Source organism: Amycolatopsis sp. CA-211722 (assembly GCF_056828465.1).
Genome location: NZ_CP184752.1, coordinates 2,490,176 through 2,513,557, shown reverse-complemented (window position 1 = coordinate 2,513,557; position 23,382 = coordinate 2,490,176). Strand labels below are relative to the sequence as shown.

Sequence of the window (23,382 nt, the reverse complement as noted above, 5' to 3'; positions counted from 1 at the left end):
TTGAGCTGGCGTGGTTCTAGCGGCGCTAGTAAAGCTAGCGGTACTAAAGGTCCCTTGCTCCCCCGTCCGGCGGCCGTGGCGCGGCGCGCGAGGGGTTGCGAAAGCCACTTTCGCAACGTTGAAGGTTGCGAAAGTGGCTTTCGCAACGTGCCGGCAGCGGTGACCAGAGCAGACAGAAAGCGAAGGGCCCTTCACCGCGCGTACGCAGTGAAGGGCCCTTTCAGCTCACGTCAGGCAGTGCCTACAGCTTGTAGAGGCGCTTCCAGTTGTCCCGCGAGGTCAGCTCGGGCATGGCGCGCTTGTACTGCTCCTGCACCGCCGCGCCTTCCTTCCGGAGCCGCTGGATCACCTTCGCGCCCCGGCGCGCCAGGTCGAACATCTTCGCGCGGTCGTACGAGCGGACCCGCACGCCTTCCTGCGAAGCGTCGGTGACGACGGCGGTGTCGAAGGTCGCGACGTGCCACCAGTGGGCCTCGTCGATCGGGATCGCGCCGAGCGAGTGGCGGCTGCGGCCGAGCACCCGGTCGAGGATCCGCTTGATCAGCACCAGCCGCTGCATGCTGGGCCGCGGCGCGCTGTTGATGATGCCGATGTCGTTCGACGCGATACCCGGGACGTCGGTGGCCTTGTGCCGTTTGGTCTCGGGGTACTCGTCGCGGATCCGGCGGATCTCCTTCATCGCGGCGACGCCGCCGTCACGCAGGACCTCCGGCCCTTCGAGGAAGTCCTCGACGGCCTTGATCAGCGTGGCGGACAGGCCGTACTGCATGCCGAGCAGGTACCGGACCAGCTGCGCGATGAGCACGCGCGAGAGCAGGTTCAGGTTGAACGGCGAGTGCAGCGCTGCGGTGATGATCGAGTTCCGCAGGTTGAAGTAGCGGTGCCACTCGTCCCAGTCCTTCCAGTGGAAGTCGGCGTGCCAGACGCCGGCGCCCGGAAGGGTGACCGTCGGGAAGCCGGCTCCGCGCGCGCGGTAGCTGTACTCCGCGTCGTCCCACTGGAAGAAGAACGGCAGCGGGTAGCCCGTGGCCTTGACGACCTCGTACGGGATCAGGCACGACCACCAGCCGTTGTACCCGGCGTCGAGGCGGCGCTCCTGGCGGTTCGGCTTGAGGGTCTCCTCGTCGACGCCGAGCAGGTCGGCGGTCGAGAGCGAGTGCTGCACCGGCTGACCGGGCTCCAGCGTGTTCAGCCGGGCGTATTCGGCGCCGACGTGCAGCTGGTTCGGGTGCAGCAGGTTCAGCATCTGCCCGCCGACGATGACCGGGTTGACCGTGCGGTTGGAGAACGCGGTCATCCGGATCACCAGATCCGGCTCCAGCAGCACGTCGTCGTCCATGAACAGGACGTTCGCGTGCTCGGTCTCGGTGTGCCCGGCGACCTCGTAGAGGCCGCGGGTGAACCCGCCGGCACCACCGAGGTTCGGCTGCTTGATGTAGTGCAGCTTGTCGCCGAGGTCCTTCGCGACCTGCTCGAAGCCGTCACGCGACTCGACGAGGTCGGTGCCCTGGTCGGCGACGTAGATCGCGTCGAGCGTCTCCAGCGAGGAGACGTCGGCGGCGAGCGCCTGCAGGTTGGACAGGCAGTCGTCGGCGCGGTTCATCGTGCAGATGGTCACCGCGGTCGGGCGGATCTTCTCCGGCGCTTCGACCGTCCAGCGGACCTTCTCGACGCTCAGCGACTGGCCGCCCTCGGTCTCGAGGTCGAGCCAGAGCGCGCCGCCGTCGTAGAACTTGTCGAGCTTCGCGGTGAGCGTCACCTTCTGCTGCTTCGCGCCCGAGACGATCTCGGCGGCGACCACGCGGGGGTCGCCCTCGATGTCGGAGGCACCGACGGACAGCTGGCCGTCACCGGAGACGACGGCCTCGACCTGGACCTCGGTCACATCGGTCCAGCGCTGCCAGTAGCTCGCGGGGAAACGGCCGAAATAGGTGTTGCCGGACACCTTCGACGCCGGCTCGATGGTGATGCCCGCACGCTCGCGCACGGCACTACCCCACTGGAGCTCGGCGTAGAGGTCTTTGCTGACGATGGGGGCCGGGCCGGCATAGAGCCCGCGCTGCGCGGTGAGACGGCCCTGCGGGGTGCGTTCCGCGAAGCGGGTGTCGTCGACAGTGCTCACCATGGCGCTCGGGGCCTCTCCGGTGACGGCGGCTTTACCGGGCATGAATCCTCAGTTCTCCTCTTTGCTGGTGGCGATGGCGCGGGGCTCACGGAAGACGACCCACTTGAGCATGACGAAATTGATCATGGTCGCGGTTGCCTGCGAAACGACCCAACCGAAAGTGGCCTTCCAGGCCGACTCCGGCAGGACGTGCAGCATCGTGCGGTTGACGCCGACGGCGACGAGGAACGTCACCGCGTACAGGAGCACGAAGCTACCGATCTGACGCGCGCCCTCCTGGCGTCCACCGGCGAAGGTGAACTTGCGGTTCAGGAAGAAGGCGGTCGTGGTGCCCACGATGAAGCTGAGCGCGCGGGCGATGTCCACCCACGGCGTCGCGTCCATTCCGAGGGCGCGAAGCCCCTGGTAGACGCCGAAATCGACCAAGGCGCAGAAGCCGCCGATGAGGCCGAAGCGGATGAGCTGCCCGAGCAGCCCAGGAGAGGACGGCGCTGCTGCCGTCACGCCGGCTTTCGGGTCGGTCGCCACCACTGCTCTACCTCATAAACTGCTGGGGCTGGTGCGCAAAGTGTAGAAGCGAGCACTTCAGGGTCACGTTCCGGGCATTGTTCGGCGTGGTTACCCTGGTCGGCGTGACCCAAGCACCCAAGACACAGCGGCAGTCGCTCATGGGCTGGGCAAGGACGTCGCCGAGTATCGCGGACGTCCTGAGCACCCCCGACGTGGAAGCCATCGCCCGCGCGGTGACGCGGGCCGGGGAGCGCGGGGTCATCGCGCGCGGTCTCGGCCGGTCCTACGGCGACCCCGCGCAGAACGCGGGCGGCCTGGTCGTCGACATGACCGCGCTGGACCGCATCCATTCGATCGACCCGGATTCCGGCATCGTCGACCTGGACGCGGGCGTCAGCCTCGACAAGCTGATGCGCGAGGGCCTCCCGTACGGCCTGTGGGTCCCGGTGCTGCCGGGCACGCGCCAGGTCACCATCGGCGGCGCGATCGCCAACGACATCCACGGCAAGAACCACCACTCGGCCGGCAGCTTCGGCAACCACGTGGTGTCGATGGACCTGATCACCGCCGACGGCCAGGTGCGCACGCTCACCCCGGACGGCCCCGACGCGGAGCTGTTCTGGGCGACCGTGGCCGGTATCGGCCTGACGGGCATCATCGTCCGCGCCAAGATCCGGATGACGAAGACCGAGACGGCCTACTTCAAGGCCGACATCCAGCGCACGGCGAACCTCGACGAGACGCTGGCGCTGGTCACCGACGGCTCCGAGGCCAACTACACGTACTCCTCGGGCTGGTTCGACTCGATCTCCAGGGGCGCGAAGCTCGGCCGCGCCGCCTTCCAGCGCGGCTCGCTCGCGAAGCTGGACGAGCTGCCGCCCAAGCTGCGGGCCGACCCGCTCAAGTTCAACCCGGGCACGCTGGCCACCCTGCCGGACATCTTTCCGAACGGACTGGCGAACAAGCTGTCGTTCTCCATGGTCGGCGAGCTGTACTACCGCAAGACCGCGAAGAACGCGCGCGACCAGATCCAGAGCCTGACCGCGTTCTACCACCCGCTCGACCTGTTCGGCGAGTGGAACCGCGCGTACGGCACCAAGGGTTTCCTGCAGTACCAGTTCAGCACGCCGCTGAACGCGCACGAGCCGCTGCGCCGGATCATCCAGAAGGTCGCCGACTCCGGGCACGTGTCGTTCCTCAACGTGTTCAAGCAGATGGGCGAGGGCAACGCGGCGCCGCTGTCGTTCCCGCACCCCGGCTGGATGGTCTGTCTCGACTTCCCGATCAAGGACGGGCTGAGCCGGTTCTGCCAGGAACTCGACGAGGACGTCCTCGCGCTCGGCGGCCGGCTGTACACGGCGAAGGACTCGCGCACCTCCGCGGAGAACTTCGCGAAGATGTACCCGCGGCTCGAAGAATGGCGCAAGGTCCGCGCCTCCGTTGACCCCGAAGGCGTTTTCGCCTCTGACATGTCCCGAAGGTTGGAACTGTGATCGACGCTGTGGGCAACCCCCAGTCCCTGCTGCTGCTCGGCGGCACCTCCGACATCGCGCTCGCGATCGCGGAGAAGTACCTGGCCGAGAAGCCGCTTCGGGTCGTGCTGGCCGGACGGCAGTCGCCCCGGCTCGACGCGGCCGCGCAGCGCCTGAAGGACAAGGGCGCCGAAGTGTCCACTGTGGACTTCGACGCCAAGGCCCTGGACACCCACCCCGCCGTGCTGGACAAGGCCTTCGAGGGTGGCGACATCGACGTCACCGTCGTGGCGTTCGGCCTGCTCGGCGACCAGGAAGAGCTGTGGCAGGACCACGCGAAGGCCGTCGAGGCGGCCACCGTGAACTACACGTCCGCGGTGTCCGTCGGGGTCGCGCTGTCGAACAAGCTCAAGAAGCAGGGCCACGGCAAGGTCATCGCGCTGTCGTCGGTCGCCGGTGAGCGGGTCCGCCGGTCGAACTTCGTCTACGGCTCCTCCAAGGCCGGTTTCGACGGCTTCTACCTCGGCCTCGGCGAGGCGCTGGCGGAGTTCGGCGTGCAGATCACCGTCGTCCGCTCCGGCCAGGTCCGGACCAAGATGACCGAAGGCCTCAAGGACGCCCCGCTGACGGTCGACGTCGAGCAGGTCGCCGAGACCGCGGTCGCCGCCTCGCGCGCCGGCAAGGAACTGGTGTGGTCGCCCGCGCCGTTCCGCCTGGTCATGTCCGCCCTGCGGCACATCCCCCGGCCGATCTTCCGGAAACTGCCGATCTAGGGAACGAGCGCGTTACGCCCTTCGTCTCACCCGGGCACGGACGTCCTCCGTACCCGGGTTGAGAGGAATCGATGGCTGACCAGGAAGCCAGGCTCGACGCGGCCATCCGGTCGTTTCAGGAGCAGGCCGCCAAAGCAGCGGAACTGAAGGACAAGATCGCCGGGCTGCGCGGATCCGCGCGCAACGCCGACGGCTCGGTGACGGTGACCGTCGCCCCGTCCGGCGCCCTGCTGGGACTCCAGCTGTCCCCCAAGGCGATGAACCGCACGCACACCGCGCTGCAGCAGGAGATCCTCACCGCGGTCAGAGAAGCGACCCAGCAGGCCGCGGCCGCGATGCAGCAGACCGTCCAGCCGATCCTCGGCGATCGCGCGGACCAGTTCAAAGAGGCGTTCAACGCCCACGTCGAACCGCTCGGGCCGAGCGCTCCCCCGCCCGCGGAATCCCTCGCCGGCCCGGCCGCGCAGCAGCCCGTCCGCACCCAGCGCCCGGCGCGCCCCGCTCCCGCCGACGATGACGACTTCGGTGGCCCGATCCTGCGGAGGGACTCGTTTTGACCGGCTTCGGCGTACAGACGGAAGCGCTCACCGCGCACGCGACAGGGTCCAAAGAGGCCTCGGGGAACTTCGGCAGCCTCGCGAGCCTGCTGGAGCAGGCCAGGGTCTCGGACGACTGTTTCGGCCCGCTCGGCGAACTCATGGCCTTCAAGTACTTCGAGGGGCTGCAGGAATGCCAGGGCCTCGCCGAGCAGGCGAAGTCCTTCATGGACCAGATCGCCGACAAGACCACCACCGCGGCGAAGACCTATCTCGACCACAACCAGGGCACCGCCGAGGTCATCACCGGCCTCGGCGCGGGGCTGGACGACGGCGGAAGCGGTCCCGGCAGCCTGAGCGACCTCAACAGCGCCGGCGACTCCGGCCGCAAGGGGTTCTGGGAGCAGAACGGCGGCTACGGCAGCTCGTGGATCAGCACGTCCTCGGAGGTCGCCAGGGCGAGCAGCCCGCCGGACGTCGCGATCGCCGCGGTGCACGCGCGGATGGAACAGCTCCAGCTCGTGACCAGCCCTGGCCAGTCCTTTCTGGACAACGGGCTCGGTTTCCTGATCGGGATCGTGATCAGCCCGCTGGTCGAGCTGGTGCTGGAACCCGCCATCGGCGACCCCGAGCAGATGCGCAGCACCGCCAAGGGCTGGGAGCAGACGGCGAAATGGCTCGACGGCGTCGCCGAGCACGAGCAGAAGCGCGCCGAAGGCACCACGGAAGCTTGGAAAGGCCAGGCGGGCGACGCGTTCCGCGGCCAGATGACCGAGTTCTCGGGAGGTGCCAAGGCGTTCGCGAACGACGTCCGCGGGCTGCAGCAGATCCTGGAGATCGCGGCCGACCTGTTCGACGCCTTCGTCGAGATCGTCATCGACATCATCCAGGAACTGGTGATGGGCCTGATCATCGAATGGCTGGCCGCGCTGGCCGCCTCGTGGATCACGGCGGGCGCCTCGGTCGGTGCGGCGGGGGCGGCGACGGCGGGCCAGGTCGCGGTGACCGGCGGACGGCTCGGGATGAAGGTGAAGCAGCTGCTCGGCAAGCTCAAGCCGTTGATCGACAAGCTCGAAGACATCCTTAAGGCACTCCGCAATGGCCCGCTGAAGAAGGTCGTCGAGCGCACCGAAGGGCTGCGCGACGGCAACTGGGTGCAGAAGCGGCTCGCCGACCAGATCGACAAGAACCCGCTGGCCAAGATCGTCACGAAGGCCAACCCCGCGACCGGGGCCTCCAAGACGGCCAACCGGTTCGCGGACCGGTACGGCGTCGGCGGCGAGGGCTCGGACGCGCTGACCACGAACCTCACCGAGGCCGGGCTGCGGGCGATGGGCATGAGCGGTACGACCAGCGTCGGCAAGGCCGCTTTCCGCGGCAGTGCCGGTAACCTGGCCGAACTGGGCGTCGAGCAGGGCGTCAAGGCGGGCTACCACGAGTCGCAGGACTCGTCGTCCGAGGAAGAGCGCCGCGCGGCGACCGACAGAGGGTTCACGATCGAAGAATGAATCTCGGCTACCCGCTCGGGGCCGCGTCGCAGGCCCTGCCTTCGCTGCACCCGGGCGAACGGTTGCTGTGGGCCGCGTACGGCCGGACGCTGAACTACGACGTGCGCGGCCTCGACCCCTGGGGTGTGCCGAAGAAGAGCGTGCTGGGCAAGATCGGCTCGGGTGCGGCGAACTTCGCGGGCGACGTGGTCGGCGCGGCGCTGGGCGGGGGCGACGACGGCGGCAAGTCGAATCCGCCGTCGCCGCAGGTCGTCGTGCTCGGCGAACAGGGCGGCCTCGCGCACGCGGCGGTGCGGGAGCTGCCCACCAGCGGCTCGCTTTCGCGGCTGTGGGCGCTGACCAGCGCACGGCTGCTGGTACTGGAGAAGTTCGTCGCGCCGGAACAGCCCTCGAAGAAGTCGTTCATGTCGAAGGCGATCGGGTTCGGCAAGGACATCGCTTCGATCATGACCACGAAGACCTACGGCGAGAACGCCGAGGGCGTCCCGATCGCGCGGCACGAGATGGTGCCGTGCGCCGAGATCCCGCGCGGGGCGATCGCCGGTTTCGCGGTGGCCGAGCACGGCAAGAAGAGGCGCCCGTGTCTTCGAGCGTCCTTTGTGGACGGTTCGGGAATGGATTTCCTTTTCGGCTGCGAGGATCCCGGGCAGTTCGCCTGGCTGCATTCGGTGACGGTGAGCTGATGGAGAACACCCTTCCGATCGCGAAGTCCGTCGACGAGATCGTCGAACGGGAGCTGCACCAGTTCTGGCTCGCGCCCGGCGAGCGGCTGGTCGTCGGCTGCCCGCCCGCGCACGGATACGTCGGCCTGCTGCTCGACGGGAAGCTCACGCTGCCGTATGAGCCGTCGCGGGAAACCCCTGCGGTGACAGGGAAAACGCGGTGGCCGCTACCCGCGTCCGACGTGCTCGAAGGCGACTGGACCGACGACCCGACAATCGCCTATTGGGCCGTCGCGCGGACCGAGGACCAGACCGCCGCGCGGCTCGCGGACCATCTCGCCGGTGGTAAGGGTGAGGCGCGGCTGACGCTGTCCGACCGGCGGCTGGCCGTCGTGTACCCGGCGAAGATGCTGGAGGGCGAGGACCCCGCCCAGCCGTTCCGGACCTTCGAGGAGATGCCGTCGGCGGTGGTCCGTTCGGTGTCCGCGCTCTACCTGGGGCGGAGTTTCCCGCCGCGGCCGGTGCTTCAGTTCGTCTTCGCCGACGGCTCCGTGATCTGCCAGCGGGACCTGCTGGCCGTCACGAAGGCCGATCGCGCCCGCTCCCGCCGCTGACCACCCTCGCATTTCGTCCTCTAAATGCGGTAGTTCGCGATGCCAACTACCGCATTTAGAGGACGAAATGCGGGAATCAGCGCGCCGGGAGGAGGTACAGGCTTTGGGTGCCCATCCAGGGTGAGCTGATCGTCCAGGTCGCCAGCGCGTTCGGCGGCGGCGCCTTCCTGGTGGTGGCCAGCACGAGATCCGGGGTCGCGGGCGGGACGCTGTGGTCGAAGAACCGGAAATTCGCCGCCAGCAAGGCCTTTCCGAGATCGCCGCTGCGGTTCTTCGTCTCGACGATCGCCGGGTCGACGGAGCCGCGGTCGGAGAACTGGTCGACGATGTCGCAATCGCAGGAGTACGCCAGCGCGCCGACCTCGCCCGCGCTCTCCACCTTGCGTCCCTTGGCCAGTTCGCCCAATCGCGCGCCGATCGCGCGGTATTCGTCGGACGCGGCGTGATTGCTGGTGATGGGCGCGAACCGGCGCGGCAGTTCGGGAGCCGCGTAGGCGACGGCGCTCACGAGAAGGAAGGCGCCCGCGAGAATTCCCGCGCCGAGCCGGGCCCGTCCGGGCACCGCGCAGGCTCCGGCGGCGAGGAAGATCGTCGCGCCGACGAGGCTCGGCGCGTAGTACCAGTGGTACGGCGGGACGTTCAGCCAGCAGTAGGCCAGGTAGTGCGCCGCACCGGCGATCGCGAGCGCGGCGAACGGAAGCAGCCGCTTCGCCCGCTCCGAACCGCGCCGGAAGTGGACCGTCCACAGTAGACCGGCGAGCCCGCCGATCACGAGCGGCAGGAAGGAAAGCGTCGCCGCCACCGGGAAGTTGCGCAGGTACAGCAGCGGGCCGTTGGTGAAGCTGAACGGCCCCCACGAGCGCTGCATGATCTTGATGACCAGGGTGTCCGGCACCGCCGAGCCCAGCACCAGCCAGCTGAACACGAACCACGGCAGCGTCACCGCGAGCGCGGCGAAGGTCATCCGCCAGATGCCCACCCAGAATTCGCGGCGCCCGAGGAACAGGACGAACGCGATCAGCAGCAGATCGATCCGGATCAGCGCGATCAGGCCGATCACCGCGCCCGCGGTGGCGGGGCGGCGTTCGTGCAGCAGCACCATCGACCAGACGACGGCGGTCGCGCCGAGGGCGACTTCGAGCCCGACCGACGACAGCAGCAGCGGATTCACCAGCAGCATGCCCAGCGCGAGCGGGGCGAACCAGCCGGAGAGCCCGGTCGCGGCGCCGATGCGGCGCAGGCCGAGGACGAGCGCCACCTGGCTCGCGACGAAGACGATCCCCGCGGCGAAGACGGCGTCCCGCACGATGAAGGTGACGAGCGCCAGCACGAGAACGTTCAGCGGCGACGTCGCGGTGTTGGCGGTGCCCTCTTCGATCAAGCCCCAGTGGCCGTGGAAGGCGAGGTTCTTCGCGTACGAGAGCGTGATGTACGTGTCGTCGATCAAATGCCCGCTGACCAGCACGAACACCAGGGCCGAAGCGACCGCCGCCCCGGCCGGGAGCACCCAGGGGCGGGTAAGGACGGCGGCTCCCGGCAGCGCACCGGGAGCCTGGGGCAGATCGGCGGAGGCGCTTCGCATCACGAACACCGTACACGGCGACGTGATGATTCCGTTATCTACCGGCCGTGGGACTCGTCACGCCAGCCGCGGTCGCCGGGACCGTCACGGAAGTCACGGTGCGCGCCGGGACCGCCGTGACCACGGTGTTCACGGGAGAAGCCGGGCCGGTCACCGTCGCGGGAGGCCAGGCCGACGGCGGTGCCGACGATGCCGCCGCCGAGGAGGAAACCGAGGGCGCCGACCGCGACCAGCTGCGTCGCACGGTGCCCGGCGAACCGGCGGAATCCGCCCTTCCGGGGCGGGGTCTGCGGCACCGGCGGAGGCGCGGCGGGCTGCTTCGGGGTTTCGTCCGCCACTGAAGGCTGCTCGACCGTCTTGTCCTCGTCTTCGGACGGCCGCTGCGGGTCGCTCATCTTTCGCTCCTCAAGGTGCTGGGGCGGGCTGTGTGCCCGCCCCCAGCACCGAGGATGCGTGCGCTTCCTATGGATGCGCTGTGTGTGAGCTGTCGATCAGAGATAGAACGACAGGAACAGCGTGACGACCCAGCTCGCGCCGAGCACCTGGAGCACGCGGTCCTTGAGCGCGATCTCCTCCGGCTCGCCCGCGTTGCCGCCGTCGACGTCGACGGCGTAGCGCAGGACGGCCACCACGAACGGGACCATCGAGACGACCGCCCAGACCGAGTCGTGCTCGACCTGGCGGATCTCGAACGCCCACAGGCAGTACGACATGATCAGGATGGCCGCGGACGTCGCCCAGACGAACCGCAGGTAGCTCGCCGAGTACTTCTTCAGCGAAGAGCGGATCTTCGCGCCCGTGCGCTCGAAGAGCATGATCTCGGCGTAGCGCTTGCCCGCCACCATGAACAGCGAGCCGAACGCGGTGACCAGCAGGAACCACTGCGAAAGCGCGATACCCGCGGCGACACCACCGGCGATCGACCGCATCAGGAAGCCCGAGCCGACGATGGCCAGATCGACCACCGGCTGGTGCTTGAGCCCGAAGCAGTAGCCGAGCTGGACGGCCTCGTAGACCGCCAGCACGACCGCGAGCTGCCAGCTGGCGAGGAACGAGATGCCGAGGCCGGCGGCGAAGAACACGGCCGCCGCGACGAACGCCACCGGCACCGGCACGATCCCGGCCGCGATGGGCCGGTTCCGCTTGGTCGGATGCGCCCGGTCGGCCTCGACGTCGATGGCGTCGTTGATGAGATAGACCGAGGAGGCCACCAGCGAGAACGCCGCGAAGGCGATCAGCGCGGCGATCAGCAGGCCGGTCCGGTCCGTCGACTTCGAAAAGGCGAAGAACGGTGCGGCGAACACCAGCACGTTCTTCACCCATTGACGCGGGCGTGCCGTCTTGATGATGCCGCCGACGAGACCGCCGGCGACCTTCTTCGGTTCGGCCGCCTCGGCCACGGGTTCTACGTCGTCAGGCTTGGAATCGGCCTTCTCGGTCGTTTCACTCATCGTCGCTTCAGCTTCCTACGTATCAAGCCGCCGACTACGCCCCCAAGGGCCGCTCCGGCCAGAACGTCGGTCGGGTAGTGGACGCCGAGCACGAGCCGGGAGGCCAGCATCGGCGGTACCAGGGCCGGGACCAGGTTACGCCCGGTCAATCCGGAGTAGAGCACCGCCGCCGCCGTAGTCGATGTCGCGTGCGAGGACGGGAAGCTCAGCTTGCTCGGCGTGGAGACCAGGACCTCGACGCTGGGGTGGTCCGGCCGGGGCCGCCTGACCACGCGTTTCACCGCGATGGACGCGGCGTGCGCGCCGACGACACCGGCCGCCGCGACCAGCCAGTCCTTGCGGCGCTTCTTGTCGACCGCCGCCCCGACGAGCCCCAGCGCGAACCATCCCGCGCTGTGCTCGCCGAAGTGCGAAAGACCCCGTGCCGCCTTCACCGTGACGTCGCTCTTCAGGACGCCCTGAGCCTTCGCGAGTACGGCTACCTCACCCGTGGGTGCGCCCTTCTCAAGCATCGAGGGACCCGTCGAGAGGCGCGCCATCGGTCAGGTGCGGCGCGATCTTGTTGTCGAACACCGACAGCGCGGAGCCGATGGCCATGTGCATGTCGAGGTACTTGTAGGTACCGAGACGGCCGCCGAACAGCACGTTCTTGTTCTTGGCCTCGGCCTTCGCCAGCTCGCGGTAGGCCTCGAGCTTCTCGCGGTTCTCCGGGGTGTTGATCGGGTAGTACGGCTCGTCGGCCTCGCCGGCGAAGCGGGAGTACTCGCGGAACACGACCGTCTTGTCGTTCGGGTAGTGCTTGCGCTCCGGGTGGAAGTGCCGGAACTCGATGATCCGGGTGTAGGGCACTTCTTCGTCGTTGTAGTTGACGACCGAGGCGCCCTGGAAGTCACCGGTTTCGACGACCTCGGACTCGAAGTCCACCGTGCGCCAGGTGAAGCGGCCCGCGGAGTAGTCGAAGTAGCGGTCCAGCGGCCCGGTGTAGACGGTCGGGGTGCCGGCGGGGATGTGCTCGCGGACGTCGAAGTAGTCGACGTTCAGCCGGACCTCGATGTTCTCGTGCGCGGCCATCTTCTCGAGCCACGCGGTGTAGCCGTCGACCGGCAGACCCTCGTAGGTGTCGTTGAAGTACCGGTTGTCGAAGGTGTAGCGGACCGGGAGCCGGGTGATGATGTCGGCGCCCAGGTTCTTCGGGTCGTTCTCCCACTGCTTGGCCGTGTAGCCGCGGATGAACGCCTCGTAGAGCGGGCGGCCGATCAGCGAGATGGCCTTTTCCTCGAGGTTCTGCGCGTTCGCGGTCTCGAACTCCGACGCCTGCTTGGCGATCAGCTCGCGGGCCTCGTCCGGCGTGTGGGACTTGCCGAAGAACTGGTTGATCAGCGCCAGGTTCATCGGCAGCGGGTACACCTGACCCTGGTACTTGCCGAACACGCGGTGCTGGTAGTTCGTGAACTCGGTGAAGCGGTTGACGTACTCCCACACACGCTTGTTGGAGGTGTGGAACAGGTGCGCACCGTAACGGTGCACCTCGATCCCGGTCTCCGGCTCGGCCTCGGAGTAGGCGTTACCACCGAGATGGTGCCGCCGCTCCAGCACGAGGACCTTCTTGCCGAGCTCGGCCGCGGCCCGCTCGGCGACGGTCAGCCCGAAGAATCCGGAGCCGACCACGATGAGGTCGTAGCCGGTGTAATCGGCTTCAGTAATCTTGTCGGGGTTCGTGTGCGCGCTCACGGGCGTCGAGGGTACGCACGTCGACTCCGAGCCCTGCAGCGAGCATCGGTTTTCACCTTCGACAGACACATTTAGGAAGCAGTGCCTACTCCGGACACCTTCTGGTCGTACTTCGGTGCGACCCTCACCTATCTGGCCGTCCTGGCGGTCCCCGGCGGGCTCGTCGGCCGGGCCGCGGGCCTGCGCGGCTGGGCACTGGCGGGCCTGGCCCCACTGCTGTCCTACACGGTAACCGGACTGGCCGGTCCGTGGCTGGCACTCGCGGGTGTGTCGTACAACCCGCTGACCGTGGCGGCCGTCACGGTCGTGCTCGCCGGGATCGGCTTGGGCCTGCGCAAGCTGGGCCAGGCACGCGGCTGGATCAAGCCGGGCGCCGAGGAGCCGCCGACGAAGTGGCACCCGCGCGCGCACTACGCCGTCGCCGCCTGCGTCGCGCTGGCCGTGGGGATCTCGATCCTCGTGGTGCTTTCGGCCCGCGGCGGGACGACGGCGGTGTTCCAGCGCTGGGACACCGTCTTCCACGCGAACGGCATCCGCTACATCGCCGAGACCGGTGACGGCTCGCTGACCGGGATGGGCACCATCAACTGGTACCCGGACGGCTCGTTCTACCCGAACGCGTATCACCTGGTCGGCTCGCTCGTGTACTCGATCTCGGGCACGACGATCCCGGTCACGCTGAACGCCATCACGATGCCGGTCGCCGGCGTCTTCGCGCTGTCGATGGTCGCCCTGATCCGCCAGCTCGGCGGGCGGGCGGTGTTCGCGGGCTGCACGGCACTGGTGGCCGCGGCGGCCACCACCGGCGCCTACGAGTCGGTGTCCAGCGGGCTGCTGCCGTTCGCGCTGGGGATCGTGCTGACGCCGCTGGCCGTCGTCGCGCTGGCCCGGTTCCTCGCGCGGCCGGGCCTCGACACCGGTTATGTGCTCGCGCTGACCGCGGTCGGCCTGCTCGCCGCGCACTCGTCGGCGCTGTTCGGCGCGCTGCTGTTCGCCTTCCCGCTGGTGGTGCAGCGCTGGTACCGCGCGCTGCGGCACAAGCCGCTCGACGGGGTGCCCGAAGGTCGCGGCGGCTGGCGGGTGATCGGCGGCGACGTCGTCAAGATGGTGCCGGTGATGGTGGGCAGCGGGCTGCTCGCGGCGCCGCACATCCTCGGTGCCCTGAAGTTCACTTCGGGTTCATACCCTTATTACGCGTGGGGCTCGGATCTGCCGGTGCTGAAGTCACTGGGGCTCCTGGTGACCTTCCGGCAGGTGCTGAGCGCCCCGCAGGTGTGGCTGACGGTGCTGCTGGTGATCGGCGTGCTGAGCCTGTTCCGGCTGGGACGGATGCGCTGGCTGGGTCTTTCGGCGATCGGCTTCTCGGCCCTGTTCGTGCTGGTCGCGTCGTTCGGCGCCGAACCGTGGGTGATCTCGCTGTCGCGGCCGTGGTGGAACGACCGGTACCGCCTGATGGCGCTCGCCGCGATCCCGCTGTGCCTGCTCGCCGGGCACGGGATGGCGGAGCTGCAGCGCTGGTTCGCGAAGTGGGCGAGCGGACGGTCCTGGGTGAAGAGCCGCCCCGCGCTGCCCGCCCGGCTGGGGCTGGCGACAGCGGTGTTCGTCGTGGCCGCGTCGGCCGTGCTGACCAAGGGTTTCTACACCGAGTCGAACGCGCACGCGGTGTCGTTCCTGTACTACAACGGGCCCGAGGGCGAGGTCACGCCGCCGGTCAGCGCCGACGAGCTGGCCGCGATGAACGAGCTGACCAAGATGAACGTCGGACCGGACGAGAAGGTGCTCAACGAGCGCTTCGACGGGACGGCCTGGCTGTACGCGATCACCGGAATCCACCCGGTCGCCGGGCACTACGACCCGGGTGTGCCGCCGCCGGACGCGAAGTACCTGGCGCTGCACTTCCGCGACTACGACACCGACCCCGAGGTGCGGGCCGCGGTGAAGCGGCTGAACATCAAGCACGTCCTGATCGGGAGCACGCCGATCAAGATCGGCGAGCCGCCGGCGCCGGGGCTGCGGGATCTGGACGGGCTGAGCTTCCTGCGGAAGGACTTCTCGAACGCGGGTGCCTCGATCTACACGCTGACGCGCTGACGGCCTCGTGAGTGGTAAGGACGGTTCTAACCGTCCTTACCACTCACGAGGATAAAAGGCTCGCGTGGTCGCGGACTGCCCCTGCCGCGACCACGCGAGCCTTTCGTCCCCCATTCACCCCCGGGGTGACCCATGAGGGGTAGCCGCCGTCGGCCACACCCACTCGCTGTACTTGTCCTTCAGACGACTGCTGGGCGGAACCGGTTTACCCGGCTCGCCAACGTCACCCGAACGGCCTAAGAACTTCTTCCCTGGAGTACCGGGAGTACGTCGCTCACGACCTCTTCGAGCGTCGACTCGCGGCCGACGTAGTAATCCCCGGACCGCGGCCAGTGAGTGACGATGTCGGTGAAGCCGAGCTCCCCCGCCCGCCCGGCGGCGTCGGTGAACGCGCCCACGCTGGAGAGCGAGAAGACCGGCGCCGAGTCGAGGCTCAGGAACCGCTGCACGCTCGCCTTGTCCCGGCCCACGACGTCGAGCCTCTCGTCGAAGGTCTTCACGAGCTCCGCGACGCCCTTCCACCACTCGTCCTGGGTGTCCGCCTTGCCGCCCGTGGTGGCCCAGCCCGCGCCGAACCGCGCGGCGAGCGTCATCGTGCGCGGGCCGTTCGCGGCCACCAGGAACGGCAACCGCGGCCGCTGCACGCAGCCCGGCTGGTTCCGCGCGCCCTTGGCCCGGTAGTACTCGCCCTCGAAGTCGAAACCGTCGGTCATCAGCAGCCCGTCGAGCGCTTCGACGAACTCGGCGAACCGGTCCGTGCGCTGTTTGACCGACAGCTCGGGGCCGTCGAGGACGACGGCGTCGTAGCTGGTGTTCGTGACGCCGGCGCCCACGCCGAGGATGAAGCGGCCGTCGGAGATGTCGTCGAGCGTGGTCAGCTCGCGGGTGAACGGCACCGGATGCCTCGCGACCGGCGAGGCGACGAAGGTGCCCAGTCTGATCCGCGACGTCACCATCGCGGCCGCCGTCAACGTCGGCATCGCACTGAACCACGGGCCGTCGACGAGCGTCCGCCAGCCGAGGTGGTCGTACGTCCAAGCGTGGTCGAAGCCGTACTCCTCGGCGGCCCGCCATTTCGGCTCGGCCGCCCACCAACGATCTTCCGGAAGGATCACGATGCCTACGCGCACACCGGCAAGGTAGCGGTGCCCGCCGACACTTCGCCCGATGGGCGGATCTTCGGGGATGATGTGCCGGTGGACAAGCCCCTCTTGATCGCCTCCGACGTCGACGGCACCCTGCTCGGCCCGATGGAGGTCCTGTCCGAACGCACGATCGACGTCGTCCGGCGCGTCGCCGAGGCCGGCGTGCCGTTCGTGCTGGCCAGCGGCCGTCCGCCGCGCTGGATCGCGCCGATCGCGAACCCGCTCGGCCTGACCGGATACGCCGTGTGCGCGAACGGCGCGGTGCTGTACGAGATCGGAACGGACCGGATCGTGGCGGTCCACGGACTGCTCGAACCCCAGTTGCTGCACGACACGGTGAGTGCTCTTGATCACGCCCTGCCCGGCTGCCGGTTCGCCGCGGAGCGGGTCGGCGGGTCCGCGCTCGACCCGGAGATGCGCAACTTCGTGATCGAGCCGGACTACCACAACCCCTGGGGCAACCACGAGGGCACGGAGGCGCCGCGGGCCGAGGTGCTCGGGCATCCGGCGATCAAACTGCTGATCAGCAGGCGCGGGATGAACTCCGACGAGATGGCGCGGGCGGCGCGCGAGGTGCTCGACGGCTCGGTCGACATCACCTACTCGATCAACACCGGCCTGATCGAGGTCGCCGCGCACGGCGTCACGAAGGCGACCGGGCTGGCCGAGGTCTCCGAGCGGCTGGGCGTCCCGGCCGAGCGCGTGATCGCGTTCGGGGACATGCCGAACGACGTCGAGATGCTCGGCTGGGCCGGGCACGGCGTCGCGATGGCCAACGGGCACCGGTACGCCCTCGACGCCGCCGACGAGGTGACCGCGCCGAACTCCGAGGACGGCGTCGCGCAGGTGCTGGAGCGCTGGTTCTAGCGGTCCGTGGCGTATCCCTCGACGAAGTAGTCGAGGCCGGGGTCCGCCGGGCCGCAGCGCAGCACCCGCTCGATTTCCGGCCAGACAGTGGGCGTGACCTCGTAGCAGTGGGTCATCCAGTGATCGTCGCCCACGTCGAAGAGGGAACGGATCTCGATCATCTGCTCGCGGGTGATCGAGAACCCGGTCTCCATGGACTCGGTCCGCTTCGAGAAACCGGTCAGTCGCCAAGCCGTGTTGCGGCCATCGGCGTACTTGTTCATCTTGGCGGTCTAGCGGCCTTCGCGGTCCAGCTTGGCGGCCTCTTCCGGCGTCGGCGCGGTGCCGCCGAGGTGCGCGGGCAGCCACCAGCGCTCGTCGTCGGACGACGGCTTCTCCGGGTAGCCGGCCTGGACGCGGTCCACGAGCGCGGACATGCGCACGCGAAGGTCCTTCGAGAGGACTTCGGCATCCTCGTCGGCCTTCGGATGCATCGGCTCGCCGACGAGGATCGAGATCGGGACGTGGCGTTTGGTGAGGTCCTTCGGGCGGCCCTTGGTCCACAGCCGCTGCGTGCCCCACAGCGCCATCGGCACGACCGGGACACCGGCCTCGGCGGCCATCCGGACCGCGCCGGACTTGATGTCCTTCACGGTGAACGACCGGCTGATCGTGGCCTCGGGGAACACGCCGACGACCTCCCCGGCCTTCAGGCGCTCGACGGCTTCGCGGTACGACGCGAGACCGGCGCCGCGATCGACGGAGATGTGGTGCATGCCGCGCATGAGCGGTCCGGCGATGCGGTTGGCGAAGATCTCCTTCTTCGCCATGAACCTGACCAGGCGTTTCGCCGGCTGCGCCCCGAGCCCGCAGAAGATGAAGTCGAGGTAGCTCACGTGGTTGCAGGCGATGACCGCCCCGCCCGTCGACGGGATGTGCTCGGTCCCCTCCACCCGGATGCGGTTGTCCAGCACCCGGAACATCAACTTCGCCGCCATGATGACGGGCGGGTAAACGAGCTCAGCCATTCGTTCAGGTTACGCTACCGTAGGGTAACCAACCTACGGTCGCGTAGGTCACATCACTCCGAGCGCGCGAAGGTCACCAGCGCGAGGGCGACGCCGAGCACCGTGCAGTACAGCGCGATCACCTGGTGCTTGACGTTCTCCAAGCCGTCGCCCAGCGCGGCCAGCACGAACTGCCCCGCGGCGACGGCGAGCAGGAAGCCCAGCGCGACACCCAGCGCGGCGCGCCGCGTCTTCCAGCCACGCCAGGCGATCAGGGCCCATATCGGCAGCAGGGCGAAGAAACCCAGGGGTGCCAGCAGTTTCGTCACGGTCGAAACGATCGGGACGCGGTATTCCTGGGTTTCCGGGGCGAAACCGGCCGACCGGTCGAAGCTGCCGAGGTAGGGCGGCCGGGCGGTGAGCAGATCGCCCGCCGCACGGTTCAGGATCTCGACGGTGCGCCAAGGATGCGTCGCGAAGAACTCGACGACGTTGCGCCTGCTGATCTGTTCGCGGTACTTCGGGTACTCGGGGTCCTGCGTCGCGGGCTTCGGATGCCACCAGCCGTTGCCCGCGTACTGGCCGAACGACGCGGGCAGTCCCAAAGCCGCGAGGTCGGCTCCGGTGTCGTGCCGACCGTCCACAATGGTCAAGAAGATCGTGTTGAACATGTTGATCTCACGAGAATCGTCGCCCGGCCGCGCGGCGAGAGAGCCGTCGGGCAGCTTCGCCGGTTCGACCGTCTGCTGTGCGTAGGCCGTGCCACCGGCGAGCGCGCCGATGACGAACACCACGGGCAGCCAGCGCTTCAGGCCGCGGACGCCGTCCGGACGGACCAGCACCGCGGCGAGCGCGAGCAACGGCAGGATCATCAACGTCTGGACCTTGGCGTTGACCGCGATCAGACCGCCGAAGACCAGCACGGCAAGGCCCGCGTAACGCCACCAGCCAGGCCGCGCGGCGACCAGCAATCCGCCGACGGCGAGCAGCAGACCGAGGAAGGCGGCACCTTCGCCGAGCACCGAGGCGAAGTAGCCGAAGAACGCGGAGTCCGCGACGACCAGCAGCAGCCCCACCGCCGCGAAACCGCGGACGCGCCGCGAGTACGGCAGCCCGACGACGATCAACGCGACCGCCGCGGCGGCGAGGACGCTGGTGAGCACGCCGAGGACGACCAGGCTGAGCGTCGATTCGAGGCCGAGCCACCCACCGGCCGATCGCGCGAGCCGCGCGAACCAGCTCTGGGTGAGGAGGTAGGTGGCGTCGCATTCGCCGGCCGGGACGGTGTAGGCGAGGTGGACGAATCCCTCCGGCTCGCCCTTCCACGGGATACCCGCGCCGCACAGCACGCGGAAACCGTCGCCGTTGTCGGACATCGCGACCGGCCGCGGCACCAGGAAACGAACCAGGAGCACGGTGAGCGCGGCGGCGAACACACCGGCCCCGAACAGGCGCGAGGACGTCTCACGCGCTACCGGTCTGCTGGGGGAAACGACACTCACGAAGGGCACGGTACGTGGCGGAAATCGGGCGAGCGGTCGAGGGCCGACGTGACCGCGCGCTCGACGTCCGCCCGCGGGAACACGGTGATCCACGACGAGGTTCCTTCACGCGCGAAGGTCGCGACGCGGTACCTGGCCGCGTACGCCGGGTCGATCACGCAGGCCTGCTTCGACGAGTAACCGCTGTCTGTGATGACGGCGATCGTCGGATGCCGCCGGGAGACGACGGCCTCGCCCGCCTCCTCCGTCTGGCCCCGGACGCCGACGATCTGCAGCTGCGTCCCGGCGTGATACGACAGCACACCGGGCGCCGAGGTGCTCACGACCGATCCGGGCGGCAGGTAGGCGTCGAGCCAGCTGCCGATCTCCTCCATCTGCGCGCCGTGGTCGTGCCAGGCGCGCACGCGGGCCAGCATCTCCGGGCTGAACACCGACACCAGCACCGCGAGCCCGGACAACGCCACCGCGGCGGCGGGCATCAACCGCTGGATCGGCGGACGCGGCCGGGGGCTCGGCTTGGCGTTCGCGACGAGCACGCCGTAGACCGACACGGCCGCCACCGACAGCAGAGGCGGGATCGGCGCGAGCAGCCGCCAGGCGGGCCCGGCGTCGCCGCCGAAGAAGACCACGAAACCGGTGAGCGCGACGGCGGTGACCAGCATCAGCCAAGTCAGCGACCTGGCTTCGGCCTCGTGCGGCGTCCGGCCGGTGCGGCGCAGCAGCAGGGCCACCACGGAGATCAGGCCGAGCAGCAGGAATCCCTGGTGGACCAGCGAGAACCCCGACAGATACCGCCATCCGCCGTCGATCCGGGCGGACAGCTCGAGATCGAACGGGATGATGACCGACGTCGGCAGGACGTGGTCGTAGTAGGTCACCCGCCAGGCCGTCCACGGCGCCGCGAAGACGAGCCCGCCGAGCAGCCACCCCACCGGCGACCACCAGGTGTAGCGGCCACGCAGGGCCGCGACGACCAGCCAGATCCCGACCAGTATCGCGAGCAGGAACCCTGCCGGGCGCGTCATCGTCGCGAAGGCGACGAGCACCCCCGCGACCACCGGCCGCCGAGCCGCGAGCGAGGCGAAGACACCGAACACGAGCAGCACGAACAACGGCGTCTCGGTACCGGATCCGCCGTACGCGGCGAGCCCGCCCGCGCCCGCGACCAGCACCGCCGCGGCCACGCCATAGGCCGGGCGCGCCTCACCGGCCGCCCGCGCGACCACGCGGTTCACCGTCACGTGGGCGAGCAGGACCGCGCCGAGCGTGGCGAGAACGCCGAGCACGACCGCGGACGTCTCGATGTCGGCGCCGAAAGCGGCCTTCGGCAACGCGATCACGATCATCCACAGGAAATTCGCGTAGCCCTCGATCCGCTCGCCGGGGTTGAACACCGGGCCGTTGCCGTCGGCGATGTTCTGGGCGTAGCGGAAAGTGATGTACGCGTCCTCCGCGATGGTCGAAAACATCAACTGGTGCACCAGCGAGAAAACGAGGGTCAGCAGCAGCGCGCAGACACGCCAGGCCTTGTCGGCGCCGATCCTCGGCCAGGCCACCACTACGAAGATCGCGACCAGGAACCAGGCGACGACAAGCGCGATCACCACCTGATCCCCACCCTTCCGGGCCGAACCACTCCGTGTGCGAAGACTACGGTCAAGTATCGATCACCGCGCCGATGCGTTTCTTTCGGCGGAGTCAATTGACACGAATGGGTCAGCAAGTGTGCGCAAAGTAGGCAACGTTCCGCCCTTTTGCCTGGCGGGATGTGACTCCTTAGGGTAACGGTCCCCGGCGGTTACTCTGGATTCCCATTCCGTTCCGCACCTCGGGGGTTCTGTGCGGATTCCCCACCCGAGGTAGCCCGTGCCCACCCAAACCTCGCTGGCGGCCGACGTCGTCACGCTGTGCGTAGCGCTGCTCGTCATCGGCCTCCCAGGTCTGCTCACCGGACTCGCCGCCGGCCTGCGCGGCTGGGTGCTCGCGGGGATGACGCCGTTGCTGAGTTACGCCATCGGCGGCCTCGCCGGGCCGTGGGCGGCCGCGCTCGGGCTCCCGTTCGGCCCGGTGACCCATCTGGTGGCGACGGCGTTGTTCGCCGGAGTCGCGTTCGGTCTGCGGCGGCTCACCCTGCGCCGATGGCCGCCCACGCCCGAGGAGCCGCTGTGGGGGCGGTCCGGGCATCTCGCGGTCGGGGCGTGCCTGCTGCTCGCGGCCGCCGTCGGGATGTACGCGGTGGTGCGCGGGATGGGCAGGCTGGACGCCATCCCACAGGGGTTCGACGCCGTCTACCACGCCAACGGTGTCCGGCAGATCGCCGAAACCGGGGACGGCGGCCTGTTCGGCACCGGCGAGGTCAACTGGTACGGCGGCGCGGCGCCGGTGTTCTACCCGAACGCGTACCACCTGCTCGCGTCCGTCGTGTACCTGCTCAGCCCGGCGACCATCCCGCTGACCCTGGACGTGAACACCGCGCTGCTGCCCGCGCTCCTGGCGTTGTCGCTGGTCACGATGGTGCGGGTGTTCCGGGGGCGCGCGGTGTTCGCGGGCGCGGTCGCCCTCGTCTCCATCGCGCCGGTGATGGGCCTGTACGAATCGATGAGCAGGGGACCTTTGCTCCCGTTCCTGCTCGGCCTCGCGCTGACGCCGCTGGCCGCCGTCGCGGTGAAGCGCTACCTCGACCGGCCCGCGCCCGACACCGGTTTCGTGCTGCTGGCCGCCGCTGCCGGGCTCCTGTGCGTGCACTCGTCCGCGTTGTTCGGCTCGATCCTGTTCGCCGGGCCGCTCCTGCTGCAGCGTTGGGTCGCGCCGGGCGAACAGTGGCGGCGGATCGGCCGGGACCTGCGCGCGCTGGCGATCGTCGCCGTCGTCGCGATCCTGGTGTCGTGGTTGCAGCTGTTCGGCGCGATCGGGCTCGCGAACGGCGAGGTGCCCTACCGCAGCTGGCCGGTCGAATGGCGGGCGACGACGGCGCTCGGCGCGCTGCTGGGCTTCCAGCACCACGAGCCGCATCCGCAGGTCTGGCTTTCGGTCGCGTTGCTGCTGGGCTTCATCTTCTTCTCGCGGCTGGGCGGGCTGCGCTGGATCGGCGTGACGGCGTTGATCACCGGGTTCGCCTACATCGCGGTGACGTCGTCCGAGCAGCCGCTCGTCCTGGCGCTGTCCCGGCCGTGGTGGAACGACCCGTACCGGTTCATGTCGATGGCGGCGATCCCGCTGGCGGTCATCGCGGCGCACGGCCTCGCCGAGACGCAGGCGTGGCTCCGGGACAGCGTGGCGCACCGGAAGCTGCCCGCGTTCGCGGTCGCGGTGGTGGTGTTCGGCGCGTTCGCCTTCCTGAGCAACGGTTTCTACGCGCCGTCCAACGCGGCGAAGGTCGCGCCCGGCTACGCGAACACGCCCGGTGTGAATCCGCACAAACTGCCGGTGAGCCCGGACGAGGTCGTCGCGATGGAGAAACTCGCCGAGTTCGTGAAACCCGGCGAACGCGCGCTGAACGACCGGCTGGACGGGACGGTGTGGACCTACGCGCTCTCCGGTGTCCGCACCACTTCGGGGCATTTCGACGAGACGCTGCCGCCGCCGGACGTGGGGCTGCTGGAGTGGCACTTCCGCGAGTACCCGTCGAACGCCCAGGTACGGGCGGCCGTGGCCCGGCTGAACGTGCGGTGGGTGATCCTCGGACAGTACGGCTACCCCACCGGCGCCCCGCGCCAGCCCGGACTGCGCGATCTGGAGGGGCTGAACTTCGTGACCGAGGTGTACCGCAACGCCGACGCCGTCATCTACCGGGTGAACCCCTGACGCGTTTAGTCCTCTGAATGCGG

Annotated in this window: 21 protein-coding genes; 9 read left to right on the top strand and 12 right to left on the bottom strand. The window is 69.0% G+C overall.

Features of this window, described 5'->3' with window-relative positions:
* Positions 1 to 241 precede the first annotated feature (241 nt).
* Positions 242 to 2,167 carry a glycosyltransferase gene (locus ACOCEP_RS12330; protein WP_482337346.1) on the bottom strand — a complete coding sequence of 642 codons (1,926 nt, stop codon included), beginning with the start codon at positions 2,165 to 2,167 and terminating at the stop codon, positions 242 to 244.
* A gap of 6 nt (positions 2,168 to 2,173) precedes the next feature.
* Complete coding sequence (locus ACOCEP_RS12325) at positions 2,174 to 2,656, bottom strand: GtrA family protein (protein WP_192747497.1); 483 nt, start codon at positions 2,654 to 2,656, stop codon at positions 2,174 to 2,176.
* Between the two features lie 101 nt (positions 2,657 to 2,757).
* On the opposite strand from ACOCEP_RS12325, the gene dprE1 reads away from it, so the two are divergent.
* The 6 genes from dprE1 (at position 2,758) to ACOCEP_RS12295 (ending at position 8,200) form a co-directional block, all read left to right on the top strand.
* Positions 2,758 to 4,128, top strand: a complete 1,371-nt coding sequence (gene dprE1 / locus ACOCEP_RS12320) for a decaprenylphosphoryl-beta-D-ribose oxidase (RefSeq protein WP_482337345.1) — start codon at positions 2,758 to 2,760, stop codon at positions 4,126 to 4,128.
* Positions 4,125 to 4,880: a decaprenylphospho-beta-D-erythro-pentofuranosid-2-ulose 2-reductase gene (dprE2, locus tag ACOCEP_RS12315; protein ID WP_482337344.1), complete on the top strand. Its 756-nt coding sequence runs from the start codon at positions 4,125 to 4,127 to the stop codon at positions 4,878 to 4,880. Before dprE1 ends, dprE2 begins: the two co-directional genes overlap by 4 nt.
* 71 nt (positions 4,881 to 4,951) lie before the next feature.
* The gene (locus ACOCEP_RS12310; RefSeq protein WP_257483709.1) at positions 4,952 to 5,437 is read left to right on the top strand and encodes a YbaB/EbfC family nucleoid-associated protein; all 486 of its coding nucleotides are present in this window, start codon (positions 4,952 to 4,954) and stop codon (positions 5,435 to 5,437) included.
* Positions 5,434 to 6,924, top strand: a complete 1,491-nt coding sequence (locus ACOCEP_RS12305) for a WXG100 family type VII secretion target (RefSeq protein WP_482337343.1) — start codon at positions 5,434 to 5,436, stop codon at positions 6,922 to 6,924. Before ACOCEP_RS12310 ends, ACOCEP_RS12305 begins: the two co-directional genes overlap by 4 nt.
* Positions 6,921 to 7,607: a hypothetical protein gene (locus tag ACOCEP_RS12300; protein WP_482337342.1), complete on the top strand. Its 687-nt coding sequence runs from the start codon at positions 6,921 to 6,923 to the stop codon at positions 7,605 to 7,607. Before ACOCEP_RS12305 ends, ACOCEP_RS12300 begins: the two co-directional genes overlap by 4 nt.
* Positions 7,607 to 8,200 (top strand): hypothetical protein, encoded by a 594-nt coding sequence (locus tag ACOCEP_RS12295; RefSeq protein WP_482337341.1) that lies wholly within the window; start codon positions 7,607 to 7,609, stop codon positions 8,198 to 8,200. Before ACOCEP_RS12300 ends, ACOCEP_RS12295 begins: the two co-directional genes overlap by 1 nt.
* Positions 8,201 to 8,276: 76 nt before the next feature.
* Here ACOCEP_RS12295 and ACOCEP_RS12290 read toward each other — a convergent pair whose 3' ends face one another.
* The 5 genes from ACOCEP_RS12290 to glf all read right to left on the bottom strand — a co-directional run bounded on the left by ACOCEP_RS12290 (position 8,277) and on the right by glf (position 12,964).
* A complete protein-coding gene (locus tag ACOCEP_RS12290) occupies positions 8,277 to 9,782 on the bottom strand; it encodes a hypothetical protein (protein ID WP_482337340.1) in 1,506 nt (501 codons plus the stop codon).
* 38 nt (positions 9,783 to 9,820) lie between these two features.
* Positions 9,821 to 10,177: a hypothetical protein gene (locus ACOCEP_RS12285; protein ID WP_482337339.1), complete on the bottom strand. Its 357-nt coding sequence runs from the start codon at positions 10,175 to 10,177 to the stop codon at positions 9,821 to 9,823.
* Positions 10,178 to 10,273: 96 nt separating this feature from the next.
* Entirely contained in the window at positions 10,274 to 11,233 is a 960-nt protein-coding gene (locus ACOCEP_RS12280; RefSeq protein ID WP_125679113.1) for a decaprenyl-phosphate phosphoribosyltransferase, read from the bottom strand.
* Entirely contained in the window at positions 11,230 to 11,745 is a 516-nt protein-coding gene (locus tag ACOCEP_RS12275) for a phosphatase PAP2 family protein (protein WP_037333445.1), read from the bottom strand. Before ACOCEP_RS12275 ends, ACOCEP_RS12280 begins: the two co-directional genes overlap by 4 nt.
* Positions 11,738 to 12,964: a UDP-galactopyranose mutase gene (glf, locus tag ACOCEP_RS12270; RefSeq protein WP_482337338.1), complete on the bottom strand. Its 1,227-nt coding sequence runs from the start codon at positions 12,962 to 12,964 to the stop codon at positions 11,738 to 11,740. Before glf ends, ACOCEP_RS12275 begins: the two co-directional genes overlap by 8 nt.
* Before the next feature lie 81 nt (positions 12,965 to 13,045).
* Here glf and ACOCEP_RS12265 point away from each other — a divergent pair, with 81 nt between their 5' ends.
* Positions 13,046 to 15,055 (top strand): DUF6541 family protein, encoded by a 2,010-nt coding sequence (locus ACOCEP_RS12265; protein WP_482337337.1) that lies wholly within the window; start codon positions 13,046 to 13,048, stop codon positions 15,053 to 15,055.
* Positions 15,056 to 15,291: 236 nt separating this feature from the next.
* Here ACOCEP_RS12265 and ACOCEP_RS12260 read toward each other — a convergent pair whose 3' ends face one another.
* Complete coding sequence (locus tag ACOCEP_RS12260; protein ID WP_482337336.1) at positions 15,292 to 16,185, bottom strand: LLM class flavin-dependent oxidoreductase; 894 nt, start codon at positions 16,183 to 16,185, stop codon at positions 15,292 to 15,294.
* Positions 16,186 to 16,266: 81 nt separating this feature from the next.
* Here ACOCEP_RS12260 and ACOCEP_RS12255 point away from each other — a divergent pair, with 81 nt between their 5' ends.
* Complete coding sequence (locus ACOCEP_RS12255; protein WP_482339695.1) at positions 16,267 to 17,067, top strand: HAD family hydrolase; 801 nt, start codon at positions 16,267 to 16,269, stop codon at positions 17,065 to 17,067.
* On the opposite strand, the gene ACOCEP_RS12250 is transcribed toward ACOCEP_RS12255, so the two are convergent.
* From ACOCEP_RS12250 to ACOCEP_RS12235, 4 genes are read right to left on the bottom strand one after another with little or no spacing between them, the layout of a single operon-like run.
* A complete protein-coding gene (locus ACOCEP_RS12250; protein WP_482337335.1) occupies positions 17,064 to 17,330 on the bottom strand; it encodes a DUF7683 domain-containing protein in 267 nt (88 codons plus the stop codon). The two genes, ACOCEP_RS12255 and ACOCEP_RS12250, sit on opposite strands and share 4 nt — an antisense overlap.
* Before the next feature lie 9 nt (positions 17,331 to 17,339).
* Complete coding sequence (locus ACOCEP_RS12245) at positions 17,340 to 18,074, bottom strand: lysophospholipid acyltransferase family protein (RefSeq protein WP_482337334.1); 735 nt, start codon at positions 18,072 to 18,074, stop codon at positions 17,340 to 17,342.
* Positions 18,075 to 18,127: 53 nt separating this feature from the next.
* Positions 18,128 to 19,555 carry a glycan biosynthesis hexose transferase WsfD gene (wsfD, locus tag ACOCEP_RS12240; RefSeq protein WP_482337333.1) on the bottom strand — a complete coding sequence of 476 codons (1,428 nt, stop codon included), beginning with the start codon at positions 19,553 to 19,555 and terminating at the stop codon, positions 18,128 to 18,130.
* Positions 19,552 to 21,162: a hypothetical protein gene (locus ACOCEP_RS12235; RefSeq protein WP_482337332.1), complete on the bottom strand. Its 1,611-nt coding sequence runs from the start codon at positions 21,160 to 21,162 to the stop codon at positions 19,552 to 19,554. The genes wsfD and ACOCEP_RS12235 overlap by 4 nt, the downstream gene beginning before the upstream one ends.
* A 259-nt stretch (positions 21,163 to 21,421) precedes the next feature.
* Here ACOCEP_RS12235 and ACOCEP_RS12230 point away from each other — a divergent pair, with 259 nt between their 5' ends.
* Positions 21,422 to 23,359: a DUF6541 family protein gene (locus ACOCEP_RS12230; RefSeq protein WP_482337331.1), complete on the top strand. Its 1,938-nt coding sequence runs from the start codon at positions 21,422 to 21,424 to the stop codon at positions 23,357 to 23,359.
* The last annotated feature ends 23 nt before the right edge of the window (positions 23,360 to 23,382 follow it).

Coding starts and splice junctions, on each gene's coding strand:
- ACOCEP_RS12330 (WP_482337346.1), bottom strand. CDS start 2,167: ATGCCCGGTAAAGCCGCCGTCACCGGAGAGGCCCCGAGCGCCATGGTG.
- ACOCEP_RS12310 (WP_257483709.1), top strand. CDS start 4,952: ATGGCTGACCAGGAAGCCAGGCTCGACGCGGCCATCCGGTCGTTTCAG.
- ACOCEP_RS12300 (WP_482337342.1), top strand. CDS start 6,921: ATGAATCTCGGCTACCCGCTCGGGGCCGCGTCGCAGGCCCTGCCTTCG.
- ACOCEP_RS12295 (WP_482337341.1), top strand. CDS start 7,607: ATGGAGAACACCCTTCCGATCGCGAAGTCCGTCGACGAGATCGTCGAA.
- ACOCEP_RS12290 (WP_482337340.1), bottom strand. CDS start 9,782: ATGCGAAGCGCCTCCGCCGATCTGCCCCAGGCTCCCGGTGCGCTGCCG.
- ACOCEP_RS12285 (WP_482337339.1), bottom strand. CDS start 10,177: ATGAGCGACCCGCAGCGGCCGTCCGAAGACGAGGACAAGACGGTCGAG.
- ACOCEP_RS12280 (WP_125679113.1), bottom strand. CDS start 11,233: ATGAGTGAAACGACCGAGAAGGCCGATTCCAAGCCTGACGACGTAGAA.
- ACOCEP_RS12275 (WP_037333445.1), bottom strand. CDS start 11,745: ATGCTTGAGAAGGGCGCACCCACGGGTGAGGTAGCCGTACTCGCGAAG.
- ACOCEP_RS12250 (WP_482337335.1), bottom strand. CDS start 17,330: ATGAACAAGTACGCCGATGGCCGCAACACGGCTTGGCGACTGACCGGT.
- ACOCEP_RS12245 (WP_482337334.1), bottom strand. CDS start 18,074: ATGGCTGAGCTCGTTTACCCGCCCGTCATCATGGCGGCGAAGTTGATG.